Source organism: Methylobacterium longum (assembly GCF_022179385.1).
GTDB lineage: Bacteria > Pseudomonadota > Alphaproteobacteria > Rhizobiales > Beijerinckiaceae > Methylobacterium > Methylobacterium longum.
The window spans coordinates 98,944-112,717 of record NZ_BPQS01000008.1; the positions used below are offsets into that span (position 1 = coordinate 98,944).

At 72.2% G+C, this 13,774-nt stretch carries 13 protein-coding genes; 10 read left to right on the top strand and 3 right to left on the bottom strand.

What is annotated here, in order from left to right; translation table 11 throughout:
- The 4 genes from MFF58_RS09985 to MFF58_RS10000 all read left to right on the top strand — a co-directional run bounded on the left by MFF58_RS09985 (position 1) and on the right by MFF58_RS10000 (position 4,137).
- Positions 1 to 1,278 carry an ABC transporter substrate-binding protein gene (locus tag MFF58_RS09985; RefSeq protein ID WP_238286984.1) on the top strand — a complete coding sequence of 426 codons (1,278 nt, stop codon included), beginning with the start codon at positions 1 to 3 and terminating at the stop codon, positions 1,276 to 1,278.
- A gap of 79 nt (positions 1,279 to 1,357) precedes the next feature.
- A complete protein-coding gene (locus tag MFF58_RS09990) occupies positions 1,358 to 2,293 on the top strand; it encodes an ABC transporter permease (RefSeq protein ID WP_238286985.1) in 936 nt (311 codons plus the stop codon).
- A 2-nt stretch (positions 2,294 to 2,295) separates the two neighbouring features.
- Complete coding sequence (locus MFF58_RS09995; RefSeq protein WP_238286986.1) at positions 2,296 to 3,189, top strand: ABC transporter permease; 894 nt, start codon at positions 2,296 to 2,298, stop codon at positions 3,187 to 3,189.
- Between the two features lie 255 nt (positions 3,190 to 3,444).
- Entirely contained in the window at positions 3,445 to 4,137 is a 693-nt protein-coding gene (locus MFF58_RS10000) for a 50S ribosomal protein L25/general stress protein Ctc (protein ID WP_238286987.1), read from the top strand.
- Positions 4,138 to 4,228: 91 nt separating this feature from the next.
- Here the strand turns inward: MFF58_RS10000 and pdxH are convergent, their stop codons facing one another.
- Positions 4,229 to 4,852 carry a pyridoxamine 5'-phosphate oxidase gene (pdxH, locus tag MFF58_RS10005; protein ID WP_238286988.1) on the bottom strand — a complete coding sequence of 208 codons (624 nt, stop codon included), beginning with the start codon at positions 4,850 to 4,852 and terminating at the stop codon, positions 4,229 to 4,231.
- A 167-nt stretch (positions 4,853 to 5,019) separates the two neighbouring features.
- On the opposite strand from pdxH, the gene MFF58_RS10010 reads away from it, so the two are divergent.
- Entirely contained in the window at positions 5,020 to 5,436 is a 417-nt protein-coding gene (locus tag MFF58_RS10010; RefSeq protein ID WP_238287150.1) for an RT0821/Lpp0805 family surface protein, read from the top strand.
- 310 nt (positions 5,437 to 5,746) lie between these two features.
- Here the strand turns inward: MFF58_RS10010 and MFF58_RS10015 are convergent, their stop codons facing one another.
- Positions 5,747 to 6,040 carry a hypothetical protein gene (locus tag MFF58_RS10015; RefSeq protein WP_238286989.1) on the bottom strand — a complete coding sequence of 98 codons (294 nt, stop codon included), beginning with the start codon at positions 6,038 to 6,040 and terminating at the stop codon, positions 5,747 to 5,749.
- 341 nt (positions 6,041 to 6,381) lie between these two features.
- Here MFF58_RS10015 and MFF58_RS10020 point away from each other — a divergent pair, with 341 nt between their 5' ends.
- The 5 genes from MFF58_RS10020 to MFF58_RS10040 all read left to right on the top strand — a co-directional run bounded on the left by MFF58_RS10020 (position 6,382) and on the right by MFF58_RS10040 (position 13,143).
- Positions 6,382 to 8,016: a glucosamine inositolphosphorylceramide transferase family protein gene (locus tag MFF58_RS10020; RefSeq protein WP_238286991.1), complete on the top strand. Its 1,635-nt coding sequence runs from the start codon at positions 6,382 to 6,384 to the stop codon at positions 8,014 to 8,016.
- A gap of 289 nt (positions 8,017 to 8,305) precedes the next feature.
- Positions 8,306 to 10,282, top strand: coding sequence for a monovalent cation:proton antiporter-2 (CPA2) family protein (locus MFF58_RS10025; protein WP_238286992.1), 1,977 nt, complete (start codon positions 8,306 to 8,308; stop codon positions 10,280 to 10,282).
- A gap of 8 nt (positions 10,283 to 10,290) precedes the next feature.
- On the top strand, positions 10,291 to 11,757 hold the full coding sequence (locus MFF58_RS10030; RefSeq protein ID WP_238286993.1) for an MATE family efflux transporter: 1,467 nt from the start codon (positions 10,291 to 10,293) through the stop codon (positions 11,755 to 11,757).
- A 206-nt stretch (positions 11,758 to 11,963) separates the two neighbouring features.
- On the top strand, positions 11,964 to 12,746 hold the full coding sequence (locus MFF58_RS10035; RefSeq protein WP_238286994.1) for a DUF937 domain-containing protein: 783 nt from the start codon (positions 11,964 to 11,966) through the stop codon (positions 12,744 to 12,746).
- A 79-nt stretch (positions 12,747 to 12,825) separates the two neighbouring features.
- Positions 12,826 to 13,143 (top strand): cupin domain-containing protein, encoded by a 318-nt coding sequence (locus MFF58_RS10040; protein WP_238286995.1) that lies wholly within the window; start codon positions 12,826 to 12,828, stop codon positions 13,141 to 13,143.
- Positions 13,144 to 13,239: 96 nt separating this feature from the next.
- Here MFF58_RS10040 and MFF58_RS10045 read toward each other — a convergent pair whose 3' ends face one another.
- A complete protein-coding gene (locus tag MFF58_RS10045) occupies positions 13,240 to 13,686 on the bottom strand; it encodes a hypothetical protein (protein WP_238286996.1) in 447 nt (148 codons plus the stop codon).
- Between the last annotated feature and the right edge of the window lie 88 nt (positions 13,687 to 13,774).

Consider the following 13,774-nt stretch of genomic DNA (forward strand, 5'->3'; position numbering starts at 1 on the left):
ATGGACCTGCCCGCGAAGGACCTGCCCTCGAAGCCGAGCCGGCGCACGCTCCTGCAGGGAGCCGCCGCGCTGGCCGCCACGCCGGTGACCGGCTTCCCGGCGGTGCACGCCGCCGAGCCCGTGACCCTGCGCTACCTCGGCACGGCAGTGAACCAGTCCGCCGACATCGCCAGGAAGGTGAAGGAGGATCTCGGCCTCACCATCGAGTACATACCGGTGGTGACCGACGAGGTGACCAAGCGCGCGGTCACCCAGCCGAACTCCTTCGACCTGATCGACGCCGAGTATTTCAGCCTCAAGAAGATCCTGCCCTCCGGCAACCTGCAGGGCATGGACGCCAAGCGGATCAAGCTCGCCGACAAGATCTCGTCCGTCTTCACCAAGGGGGAAGTGGCGGGAAAGCAGATCGGCGACCAGGGCACGGCACCCAGGAAGGTCTTCTACCTGGAGGGCCAGGAGTCGAAGAAGTTTGCCGGCGAACAGACCGGGTGGATCTCGCTGATCCCCACCGTCTACAACGCCGACACGCTCGGCATCCGGCCGGACCTGATCAAGGTCCCGGTGACGAGCTGGAAGGAGCTCCTCAACCCGGCCTTCAAGGGCCGCGCCTCGATCCTCAACATCCCGTCCATCGGCATCATGGACGCCGCCATGGTGGTGGAGGCGACCGGCGACTACACCTACGGCGACAAGGGCAACATGACGAAGCCCGAGATTGACCGCACCATCAAGGTGCTGATCGAGGCCAAGCGCGCCGGCCAGTTCCGCGCCTTCTGGCAGGATTTCAACGAATCCGTGAACCTGATGGCCTCGGGCGAGACGGTGATCCAGTCGATGTGGTCGCCCGCCGTCACCAAGGTCCGCGCGCAGGGCGTGCCCTGCACCTACCAGCCGCTCAAGGAGGGCTACCGGGCCTGGGCCTCGGGCTTCGGCATCCCGAAGACCCTGAGCGGCCGGAAGCTCGACGCCGCCTACGACTTCATCAACTGGTTCCTGTCCGGCTGGGCCGGGGCCTACCTCAACCGGCAGGGCTACTACTCGGCGGTGCTGGAGACCGCCAAGGATAACATGCAGCCCGACGAGTGGGCCTTCTGGATGGAGGGCAAGCCCGCCGAGAAGGACATCCTCGGTCCCGACGGCACCCTGATCGAGAGGGCCGGTGCCACCCGCGACGGCGGCTCCTTCGAACAGCGCATGGGCGCGGTCGCCTGCTGGAACGCCGTCATGGACGAGAACACCTACATGGTGCGCAAGTGGAACGAGTTCATCGCGGCGTGAGCGGGCCGCGCGCCGCCGCCGCCCCACCCTCCCCCCTCCGCGCGGGAGGGGATGCGTCGGCGCGCGGGGGGCGAACCCGATGACCGATCTCGCCCTGCCCGCCGCAGCCCCTGCCACGGTGGCCGCGACCCCGGTCGCGACGCCGCCGTGGCGGCGGCGCGCCCTCGCCTATCTCCAGGCCGCGCCGCTGACCCTCGTCTTCCTGATCTTCCTGGTGGTGCCGCTGGCGCTCACCGGGATCGTGTCGCTCTGGGAGTACAACGAGTACGAGATCATCCCGGCGCTCACCCTGCAGAACTACGCCGACCTGTTCGACGGCTGCCTGTCGGCCGACCTCTGCACCACGGTCCGCACCTATCTCTCGACCGTGAAGTTCGTCGCCCTGACCCTGGCCATCACCCTGCCGCTCGGCTTCGCCGTCGCGTATTTCCTGGCCTTCCACGTCCGTTCCGGCACGGTGCGGATGGGCCTGTTCCTGCTCTGCACGATCCCGTTCTGGACCTCGAACGTGATCCGCATGATCTCGTGGATCCCGCTGCTGGGGCGCAACGGCCTCGTCAACGACACGCTTCGCGGCCTGGGGCTGATCCGCGCGCCGATCGAGGGCCTGCTCTACTCCGACTTCGCGGTGGTGCTGGCCTTCGTGCACCTCGACACGGTGTTCATGATCGTGCCGATCTTCAACAGCCTCGCCCGCATCGACCGGCGGCTGATCGAGGCGGCGCGCGATGGCGGCGCGTCGAGCGCGCAGATCCTCCGGAACGTCGTGCTGCCCCTCGCCAAGCCCGGCATCGCCATCGGGGCGATCTTCGTGGTCACCCTGGTGATGGGCGACTTCGTCACCGTTGGCGTCATGGGGGGCCAGCAGATCGCCAGCGTCGGCAAGGTGATCCAGGTGCAGATGGCCTATCTGCAATTCCCGGCCGCCGCCGCCAACGCCATGGTGCTGCTGGCCGCCGTGCTGCTGATGATCCTGGGGCTCACCCGGATGATCGACCTGCGCCGGGAGCTCTAGCGATGGACCAGCCCCGCGGCCCCGCCTTCTACCTGCTGGGCGGAATCTTCGCGCTCTACGTCCTGTTCCTCTACGGGCCGACGCTGACCATCCTGGCCCTGAGCTTCCAGGGCCCGTCCGGCGGCCTGACCTTCCCGATGAACGGGGTCTCGACCCACTGGTTCGCCAAGCTGTGGGCGGGCGTCGGCGTCGTCGACATCTGGGCGGCTTTGCGGCGCTCCCTGGCGCTCGGCCTCGTGGTGATGGCGCTCACCGTGACGCTGGCGTTCTATGCCGGTCTCGCCTTCCGGAAGGGCTTCCGGGGGGCCGGCCTCGTCTTCGCCCTGGCGGTTTCGAGCCTGATCGTGCCCTCGATCGTGGTTTCCCTGGGCATCGGGCTGGAGTTCCGGCTCCTCGACGACGCCATCAAGGCCCTGGCCGCCGCCACCGGCTGGGGATTCTTGGAGGATCACGGCACGCTGATGGGCCTCTACACCTCGGCGCTCGGGGCGCATCTGACCTGGACGCTGCCCTTCGGCCTGCTGATCCTGTTCGCCGTGTTCAACCGGTTCGACCCCGCCTACGAGGAGGCCGCCCGCGACCTCGGCGCCAGCGGTCCGCAGACGCTCCGCCACGTGGTGGTGCCGATCCTCGCCCCCGCGCTGGTCGGCGTCGCGCTGTTCGGCTTCACCCTGTCGTTCGACGAACTCGCCCGCACCAGCCAGGCGATCGGCGGGCGCAACACCCTGCCGCTGGAGCTGCAGGGCCTGACCACCACGGTGACGACGCCGGAGATCTACGCGCTCGGCACGGTGACCACGGCGGTCTCGGCGCTGGTGATCGGCACGGCGCTGGGCCTGACCCTGTGGCTGCAGAAGCGGCGGGCGCGGCGAGCGCTGGCGGGGTTGCGCCCGTAGTCGGGCGGGGTTCGGCCGGCCCTGAGGGGGTCCGCCCCGCACCGACCGGTCGCGACCTGCGCGGAGCACCGGCAGGATCGTGACGTCGGCGCTGGTCCGACGCGTTCCAACATTGCCAACCCGCCCCCATCCGTGTAAGCGCACGGCGCGCCCCCGAGACACCCTTGGAGGCAGGGGCGCGCCGGGAAGGATGTGGCCGTCCGTCAGGGGCGGCCTTTTCGTTTTCCGGCTCCAGCAACGTTTAAGGATCACGCCATGAGCGCAGTAAAGACGCTTGAGGCCGTGGCACGCGACCGGGTCGGCAAGGGGGCCGCCCGGGCCGTTCGTCGCCAAGGCCAAGTTCCCGCGGTCGTCTACGGGGGCGGCCAGCCGCCGCAAGCCATCGCCATCGACCTCATCCGCACCCGCACCCTGATCTACGCGGGCGGCTTCAAGACGACGCTGTTCGAGATCAAGGCCGGCGGCAAGACCGTCCGGGCGATCCCGCGCGACTTCCAGCTCGACCCCGTCTCCGGCGTGCCGCTGCACGTCGACTTCCTGCGCGTCGTCTCCGGCCAGACCGTGACCGTCGAGGTGCCGGTGCACTTCGTCAACGAGGACGCGGCTCCCGGCATCAAGAAGCTCGGCGGCACCCTCAACATCGTGACCCATACCCTGAGCCTCGAGGTCGCCCCCGACCAGATCCCGGACGCGATCGAGGTCGACCTGACCGGCCGTGCCATCGGTGACGTGATCCACGTCTCGGACATCAAGATCCCGGCCGGCACCTACACCGGCGAGCAGACCGACCCGGTCGCCAACATCGTGCCGCCGACCGTGCTGGGCGCCGAGGTGGAGGCCGAGGAGGCCGCCATCGCCGAGGCGCAGTCGGCCGAGGCCGCCGAGGAGAAGGCCGAGGCCGAGGCCGATGCTGCCGAGGACGAGAAGAAGGAGGGCGAGGAGGCCTGAGCCTCGTCGCACCGCTTCAGCGCTCCCGAGAGCCCCGGCCCTGCCGGGGCTCTTCTGCGTTTCCGGTCGACGCGTTCAATCGGAGACCGGATCACGGATAGAGCCGCGCGCGGCTCCAGCCCCCGTCCGTCCGGGTGAAGCGGACGCGGTCGTGCAGGCGGAACTCGCCGTTCTGCCAGAATTCCAGGGTCACCGGAGTGATGCGGAAGCCGGTCCAGTGCGCGGGTCGCGGGATCGGACCGTCCCCGTAGCGCGCGGAGAGTTCCGCCACGGCGTCCATCAGGGTGGCGCGGTCGGCGAGGGGGCGCGACTGCTGGCTGGCGATGGCACCCAGCCGGCTCTCCCGGCGGCGGCTCTGGAAATAGGCGTCCGCCTCCTCGGACGTCACCGGCGTGATCGCCCCCCGGGCGCGCACCTGCCGGCGCAGGCTCTTCCAGTGCAGCACCAGGGCGGCCTGGGGATTCTCGGCCAGCTCCGCGCCCTTGGTGGACTGCGTGTTGGTGTAGAACACGAAGCCCTGCGCGTCGAAGCCCTTCAGGAGCACCATTCGCACGTCCGGCAGCCCGTCGGCCCCCGCGGTGGCGAGCGCCATGGCGTTCGGATCCTCGGGCTCGGCGGCCTCCGCGTCCTTCATCCATGCGGCGAACAGCGCCACGGGATCGTCGCTGCGGGTGAAGTCCGCAGCCTGCGGGTCATCGGTCCTTAACTGATCCACGCCAAGACTCCTGCCTGCCGCGTCCAGGGCCTGAGGGGGCACCGACATCGGCATGTTCGGTCGAGCGGAAAGCCCGTCGTGAGTCAGGTGTAATGCGGCGATGCGCGTGTAAAGAGCCAAGCCGGTGGGTGCGCAGTGTCGCGTCCGTCTCGGTCCTGTCGGTGACGATGGCCCTGTGCGGCTGCAGCCAGCCGCTGCTCGTATTCCGCGGCGCGGCCGAGGCCCCGCCGCGCGTGGCCGAGGAGCCCATCGTGACCGGCAGCATCGAGAAGCGCCCCGCGAGCTTCGGGGATGATCTCGCCGAGGAGGATTGGCGGCGCGCCCGCGCGGCCCTCTCGGTCGCCCTCGATCCGCAGGGCAACGGCCGGCCGGTGAAGTGGGACAATCCCGAGACCGGCCTGCACGGCAGCATCAATCCGACCGGGCTGCCCTACGTGGCCGACGATCTGATCTGCCGGAACTTCCTGGCCTCGGTGATCGGAAGCGCCAGCAGCCGCTTCGTTCGCGGCACCGGCTGCAAACCGTCGGGCGGCCAGTGGACCCTGAAGCGGCTCCGCAACGTCAAAGGCATCGAGCGGTCCTGAAGGCGCTGGGCATGCCCGCCCGGCGCAGCGACGGCCGGACGAGTCCCAAGGGTGTCCGCGGCGTTCGACCGCGCCGGGCGCCTCCCGTCGTCCCGGGATGCCGGCTCCGACCACCCTCGAGCGAGGAGACCCGCGGGGCCTTCGCTGCGCTGCGCCGCCGCAGGAGGCGGGGCCGGGTCGCGATGGCCCGACCGCTCCCGCTGCCGCTCGGCCGCGGATCGCTACGGACGGGCGCGCCGGGGGCTCACCGTTCGAGCGCAGGTTTCGATCGCGTCCCGCCCGGCCACGACGCGGCGGGCGGATCCGTGGCTCAGTAGGGATAGCCGTAATAGGGGCGCATGCGCAGGCGCGGACGGGCCGCCGGCGGCGTGGCGGCGCGGGCCGCGGCCTCCGGGTCGTAGGCGCGGATATACGGGTCGAGGGCAGGGTCGCGGTAATTGCCGTTGTTGACCCCGGCCGAGCGGTCGTTGCCGCTGAGGGCGGCGTAGGGCGAGAGCCCGCTGCCGCTGTCACCGCCGCCGCCGCCACCACCGCCCCAGGCGAAGGCCGTCCCCGGCAGGGCGACGAGGAGCGTCGCCGTGAGCATCAGCGTCTTGCGCGTCATATCGTGTCTCCACACCCCGTCGCCCCTAGCGAACGGCCGAGCCGATCTGGGAGTTCCCGGGGCGTCCCTCACCGGCCGGGCGACACGGTCGCACGGCACCGTAACGTGACCTTACCGCGTCGACCGAGGCGCATCATTTTAATCAGTTCGGCAGAAATCGTCCTGCATCCTCAGCTCGTCGAGGTAGACTCATCCCTGGGCTTGCTTGATCGTCGCGCCAAGGAACAGCTTTCAGCCCGCGGCCGACCTGTTTCCAGCCGTTTTCTCTGCATCCGAAGGATCCTGAGCGCCGTGATTGCCGCCTCGAAATCCGACACGCGCGGCGGAAGGCTTCCCGGCTGATGGAACGGGCGATCGGCGGCATGGATCGGCCTCCGTCCGGCGGCAGCCGGGCCCCGGCCTGGTCGGAGACACAGGCCGCCGTGACGAGCCCCCCGGCGGCCCCCGTGACGAGGCCAGCGGCGCGGACCGTGACGGTGCGGCTCGACCGCCGCGCCCTGCGCGGCTGGCACATCCGCCTCCTCGACCAGCTCGGGCAGCGGCCCGAGCGCCGGATCCGCATCGCCTGGATCGAGGATGCCGGCGGCCTGCCGCCGAACGCCGAGCTGCTGTTCCGCCTGGAGGCCGCGATCCACGGGCTGCCCCGACCGGGCCTCGCCACCGCGGCCGAGCCGGTCGCCCTCGCCCCCTACGAGGCGGGTCGCGGCGACGACGCGGCCGCGGCGGCCGACATCGTCCTCGACCTCTCGGGGGGGCCCGCGGAGGCGGCGTCGGCCCCGACCTGGCGGCTCGACTTCGACGGGGTTCCGGGCGAGGCGGGCCTCCTGTCGGCCCTGTTCGCCCGGCGGGCGCCGGTGGCGGCCCTGCGGGGTCCCGGCGGCGTCCCGGTCGCGGTCGGGCGGCTCGGCGCGGAATCGCACACCGTCATGCTCGCCGCCTTCGAGGATTACCTCGCGCGCACGATCACGCTGATCGCCGCCGCCCTCGACGGCGCCGCCTCGCCGACGCTGCCGGACGGGACCGAGGCGCCCCTCCAGCCGGACCGGTCGTTCGATCTCGGCGGCCTGGGCGCCGGTCGGCGCGCCGCCGGGGGCCTCGCCCGGCTGATCGCCCGCCGGCTCTACGCCCTCTGTTTCCACAAGCCGCAATGGCGGGTCGGCTGGCGGCGGATCGAGGGGCCCGACCTGATCGATCTGCGCCGCCACCCGGAGGACGGCTGGATCGACCTGCCCGACGACGGCCACCGCTTCTACGCCGACCCCTTCGCCATCGCGCGGGGCGGGGCGGTGACCCTCTTCGTCGAGGAATTCGACTACCGGCGCGGCAAGGGGGTGATCTCGGCGGTGGGCTTCGATGCCGGCGGTCCGCGCGGGCGCCCCGAGCCGGTCCTGGAACTCGAGACCCACCTCTCCTACCCGTTCGTCTTCGAGGCGGACGGGCAGGTCTGGATGATCCCGGAATCCCACGCCTCGGGCACGATCGACCTCTACCGGGCCACCGCCTTCCCGCGGGGCTGGGTCCACGAGGCGGTGCTGGTGGACGGGGTGGTGGCCGGCGACGCGACGCTGCTGCACCACGGCGGCCGCTGGTGGCTCTTCGCCACGGTCCGGGCCGGCGGGGGCAGCTACTCCGACACCCTGCATCTCTGGCACGCGCCGCATTTCCGCGGCCCCTGGACACCCCACCGGCTGAATCCGGTGCTGATCGACGTCGGCTCGGCCCGGGCCGCCGGGCCGATCGTGGCGCGGGACGGCGCCCTGATCCGGCCGGTCCAGGATTGCCGCCAGGGCTACGGCGCGGCGCTGGGCCTCGCCCGGATCCTGCGGCTCGACGAGGGCGGCTACGCCCAGCGGGTCGAGACGCGCCTCGGGCCGGGGGCGGCCTGGCCGGGCTCGCGCCTGCACATGCTGAGCGCGGCCGGCGGCTTCGAATTCATCGACGGCTCGCGCCGGGCGCAGCCGCGGCTGCTGGCGTGAGGCGGTCGGGCGCGCCCTCCCGCAGCGCCGGACCGGGCGCGATGCGATGCCCCCGGTGTCGCGAGGCGTCCCCCCGCCCGAACGGGTTTCAGTATCGGCGGAACCCGACCTGAAACCCCGCGCGGGACGCGCCGCGCCCGCGCCGCGGCGGCGGGCCGGGGTTCGGCGCCCCCCGATCAGGAGCCCCTTGTGCCGAACGGCACCCACGCGCGGCTCGCGTCCCGGCCCCGCCCGCGCTAAGCGGGTGCTCCATCTGCGCGACCCTCGAAGAACCGCCGGGACGATCTTCATGGCGAGCCCCGTCGAACATGCGAGCTTCCTGCCGCCGGTCCTGACCTTCCTGTCGGCGGCGGTGATCGGCGTCCCGGTGTTCCGGCTGATCGGCCAGAGCGCCGTGCTGGGCTACCTCGTGGCCGGCGTGCTGATCGGGCCGTCCGGCCTGTCGCTGATCGCCGAGCCCGACACGGCCGCGAGCGTCGCCGAAATCGGCGTGGTGCTGCTGCTGTTCATCGTCGGGCTGGAGCTGCACCTGTCGCAGCTCGTCTCGATGCGGCGCGACATCTTCGGCCTCGGGGCCGCCCAGCTCGTGGTCTGCGCCCTGGTGCTCGGCGGCGCGGGGGTTCTGGCGGGCCTGAGCCTCGGCGCGGCCGCGGTGATCGGCCTCGCGCTCGCCCTCTCGGCCACCGCGGTGGCGCTCCAGCTCCTGGAGGAGCGGGGCGACCTCGGCAGCGCCTACGGGGGCCGCGCCTTCGCGGTGCTGCTGTTCCAGGATCTCTCGGTGGTGGGCATCCTGGCGCTGATGCCGCTGCTCGCCTCGGCGGGCGGGGCGACCGACGCCTCCTGGCTCGGAGAGGCGGCGGTCTCCACCGGCAAGGCGCTGGCGGCGATCCTGGCGGTGGTGCTGGTCGGCCGCTACGGCCTGAACCCGTTCTTCCGGCTGCTGGCGGCGAGCGGCGCCCGCGAGGTGATGACCGCCGCGGCCCTCCTCGTGGTGCTCGGGACCGCGCTGCTGATGGAGCAGGTCGGCCTGTCGATGGCCATGGGCGCGTTCCTCGCCGGGATCCTGCTCGCGGAGTCGAACTTCCGGCACCAGCTCGAGGCCGATATCGAGCCGTTCCGCGGCATGCTGCTCGGCCTGTTCTTCATGAGCGTCGGCATGTCGATCGACGGCACCCTCGTGCGCGAGGTCTGGCCGGCCCTGTTCGGCGCGACGCTGGGGGCGATCCTCGTCAAGGTCGCCCTCGTGGCCGGCCTGTTCCGGCTGTTCGGCTCGGACACCCTCGGGGCCCTGCGGGGCGCGGCCGTCCTGGCGCCCGCGGGCGAATTCGCCTTCGTGCTGCTGCCCCAGGCCGCGGAACTCGGCCTGACCGGCGCCACGGCGACGCGCTTCGCGGTGGCCCTCGCGGCGCTGACCATGCTGATCGGGCCTATCGCCGCCAAGGGCCTCGACAAGCTGATCGAGCGGCGCAACGCGCGGACCACGCACGACCTGGAGGAGCCCGCGACCGAACTCGCCGAGAGCGGCGAGGCGCGGGTCCTGGTGATCGGCTTCGGGCGGTTCGGGCAGGTTCTGACGCAGGTGCTGCTGGCCGAGGGCATCCCCGTCACGGTGATCGACAAGGACGTCGAGCAGCTGCGCGCGGCCTCGCGCTTCGGCTTCCGGATCTATTACGGCGACGGCACCCGGCTCGACGTGCTCCGCGCCGCCGGGATCGGCCGGGTCGAGCTGGTCTGCATCTGCGTCGACGACCGGGAGGGCGCCCTCAAGATCGTCGACATCGTGCACGAGGAGTTCTCGAGCGTTCGCACCTTCGTGCGCGCCTACGACCGCCTGCACGCCGTGGAGCTGATGAACCGGGACGTGGATTACCAGATCCGCGAGACGGCGGAATCCGCCCTTGCCTTCGGGCGGGCGGCGCTGGAGGGGCTCGGCCTGTCGCCGGAATCGGCCACCGCCCGGGCGGACGACGTGCGCAAGCGCGACATCGCCCGCCTCGTCCTGCAGCAGGCGGGCGCCCTGCCGGACGGGTCCAGCTGGATGCGCGGGGCGGCGGCGGGGCTGAAGCCCGAACCGCTCACCGCCCCCGTCCGGCCCGCCCGCGCGCTCAGCACCGAGACCCGCGACCTCGTGGGCGGCGACCGGCGCGAGGCCGCCGAGCGGCTCCTGGAGCGGCCCGCCCTCGCCCCGCAGGAGAGCGACGCCGCCGAGGCCGAGGGCGACCCGGAGGCGGAGCTGGAGGCGGAAGGCAGCGCCCGGAATGCGTGACCGGCCGGATGTCTGACGGCCCGCCCCCGCCCAGCCCGCATGCGTCCGGTCCGGCCCCGGTCGAGACCGGACGCTTCGTCACCGGCTCGATCCTCCGGCACGTCGTCGTGATGGCGGCCACCGGCTCGGTGGGGCTGATGGCGATCTTCGTCGTCGACCTGCTGTCGCTGTTCTACGTCTCCAAGCTCGGCGACCCGAACCTGACCGCGGCCGTCGGCTTCGCGGCGATCGTGCAGTTCTTCGCCACCGCGGTGAACATCGGCCTGATGATCGCCGCGGGCGCCCTGGTCGGGAGGGCCGTGGGGGCCTGCGACCCGGCGGCGGCGCGCCGGCTGGCCACCTCCGCGCTGACGCTGGGCAGCCTCGTGGCCGCCCTGATCGCGGGGTTGATCGCCCTCCTCGCCGACCCGCTGCTCGTCCTGATCGGCGCGCGCGGGGAAGCGCTGCGGGTGGCGATGCTGTTCCTGCACATCACCCTGCCGTCGAACATCCTGCTCGCCGCCGGCATGCTGTTCACCGGCCTGCTCCGCGCCGTCGGCGAGGCGCGGCAGGCGATGCTGGTGACGGTGGCCGGCGCCCTGGTCACCGCCGCCCTCGATCCCCTGCTGATCTTCGGGGCCGGCCTCGGCGTCGAGGGCGCGGCGATCACCGTCTGCGTGGCGCGGGTCACCTTCGTGGCGGTGGGCCTGCGCGGTGTCGCCCGCCACGGCCTCGTCGGCCGGCCGCGCCTCGCCGACCTGCCGGCGGATGCCGCCGCCCTGGCGGGGGTCGCGGGACCGGCCGTCCTCACCAACCTCGCCCCCTCGGTGGCGAGCGCCTTCCTGGCGCGCCTGTTCGCCGGCTACGGCGCCGACGCCGTCGCCGCCGCCGCGGTGATCGACCGCCTGACGCCGGTGGCCTTCGGCGGTCTGTTCGCCCTGTCGGGTGCGATCGGGCCGATCCTGGCGCAGAACTGGGGCGCGGGCCGGTTCGACCGGATGCGCGGCGTGCTGCGCGAGGCGGTGCGGGTGACGCTCGCCTACGTGGCCCTGGTCTGGCTCGCCCTGGCGCTCGCCCGCGGGCCGCTCGCGGCCCTGTTCGGCCTGAACGGGGTGGCGGCCGACCTGTTCGGCTTCTTCTGCCTCGTCGGCGGGGGGATCTGGTTCTTCAACGGACTCCTGTTCCTGGGCAACGCCGCCTTCAACAACCTCGGCTTTCCCCTGCGGTCGACGCTCCTGAACTGGGGGCGTGCGACGCTCGGCACCATCCCGCCCGCGCTGCTCGGCGCGTCGCTCTACGGCCCCCGCGGCGTTGTGGCCGGCATGGGGCTCGGCTCCCTGGTCTTCGGCGCGCTCGGCATCCTGCTCGCCCGCCGCACCGTCGATCGCCTCGAAGGGTCCGGCCCGAGCGGCGCGGAGCCGGAGGGCACGCGGGAGGCGCCCCACCGGGACACGCCGCTGCCGGCGGGCCATCCCCATCCCGGACCGGTGAGCTGAGACGGCGGGCGGGGCCCGCAGGACGACAGGGCGTCGCGGTCACGGGGCGCCGGGAAGACAGGGCGCCGGGATGACAGGGCGCCCGAGTTATCCGCCTCCGTCACGTCGCCCGACACAAGTTCCGCGGGCAAGAACTGGTATTTCGCCGCGCAACGGGTCACGATGCCTCGCCCCGGCCGGTCCGACCGGGGCAGGAACGAGGCGTCATGTTCAACCCGCTCGACATGTTCCAGGTCCAGGGCGAGGCCGGGCTCCAGACCATGGCCCAGCAATTCGGCCTCACGACGGAGCAGACGACCCGCGCCTTCCAGGCGCTGATGCCGGCCCTGACCCTCGGCCTCCAGCGAAGCGTCGGGATGGACCCGACCGGCTTCGCCCGGATGTTCGGCCTGGAGGCCGCCCGGCCGGCGGCGCCGCAGGGCCTCGACGCGCTGAGCCAGATGTTCGGCTCGGCCCAGCTGATGCAGGCGGTTCTGCAGCAGGCCTCCACCGCGAGTGGGGTCGGCGCCCAGGTCCTGCGCCAGATGCTGCCGATGATGGCGGGCGCGGTGGTGGCGAGCATCGTCCACGTGATGCTGAACCAGCCGCAGGCCGACCCCCTGCAGGCGCGGGCGAGCCCACCGCCGCCGGTGCCGTTCCCGTTCGGACCGGCCTGGGCCGAGATGGCCAAGGCCTTCCTGCCCGCCGCCGCGCCGCCCGCACCGAAGCCCGTGCCCAAGCCCGCGCACAAGCCCGCGGAGGGCGCGATGGGCGAGGCCGGCTCCGACATGATCCAGCAGATGCTGCGCACCGGGGCCGAGGTGCAGGGCAACAATATCCGGGCGATGCAGGAGCTGTTCGAGACCTTCTGGCCCACGACCGGCGCGCCGTCCCAGCAGGATCCGGGGTCCCCCGGATCGACCGGGCCGGGCGCGACGCCCGAGCGGGCCCGGCCCGACCCGGGGGCGCCCAGGGGCCGGCGGGGGCGCTCGCCCGGCGGGACCGGTTGACGCGGGCACAGGCCTCCGGACGCCCGTCGACCCGGCCGGCTTGGCCCCGCCCCACGCGCCCCTGGAAGAGACCCGAGCGATGGCCGATCACCTGACCACCTGGAACGACCGCGCGGAGAGCGTCGCCGGGAACGGCGTCGCCAAGCGTGAGATCCCGGGTGCGGGCGCCAGCCTCGTGCGGGTGGTGGTGCCGGCGGGTGTCTTGGCGGCGCGCCACAGCCACGATCACGAGCAGTTCGTGCAGGTGATCTCGGGGTCGGGCATCCTGGAGACGGAGCAGGGCCGCAGGCCGTTCTCGGCCGGCAGCGTGTTCCACTTCCCGATCGGGGCGTGGCATGCGGCCGCCTTCGAGACCGAGACGGTGCTGATCGAGACGAACCTCACGACGGAGGTCTGAGATGGATCCGGCGGGCTTGGGCGGCGCCGCCGAGGTTCTCTGGTCTCGCCGAGGTTCTTCGGCCGGGTCAGGCCTGGCGCTGAGGATGACCCCGGATCATTCCGGTCCGGGGCCGTGCTGCCGCTCCAGTTCCTCAGCGCCGGGCACCGTCTCGCGCGCGTACTGGACGGCCTGATCGGCCGTCAGCAAGCGACCGTCCTCCGGATAGAAGGCGAGCCCGCCAACCAGTTTCACGCAGGCCGCGATCGCCATCAGGGCACCGATGGATTCCGCGATGGTGCCGAAGCAGAACGCGTACACGCACGGCCAAGAGCCGGCGAAGTCGGTCTCCGGATAGGTGTCCTTCAATTCCGAGAGCGGCATGCTCGAGCACTCGAAGCCCGAGGCCCGGCCCCGCCGCGTGGCCGGCAGATGCCCCGACGAGGCCGGCGGAATCGCCCCGCCGCGCAGCTGGAGATCGAAACCGAGCGCGTCCAGGCCGGTCTGCCATTCCGATACGCTGGCAAGTGGTCGCGGACACAGGGCATACGCTTCCATACTCATGCGACTAAGACTCCCGTTGTGACGGCGACAGAGACGCGGCTCTTGACGGAAATGCCGCGGAGGAGATGGATCTCGATGACGGGGACGC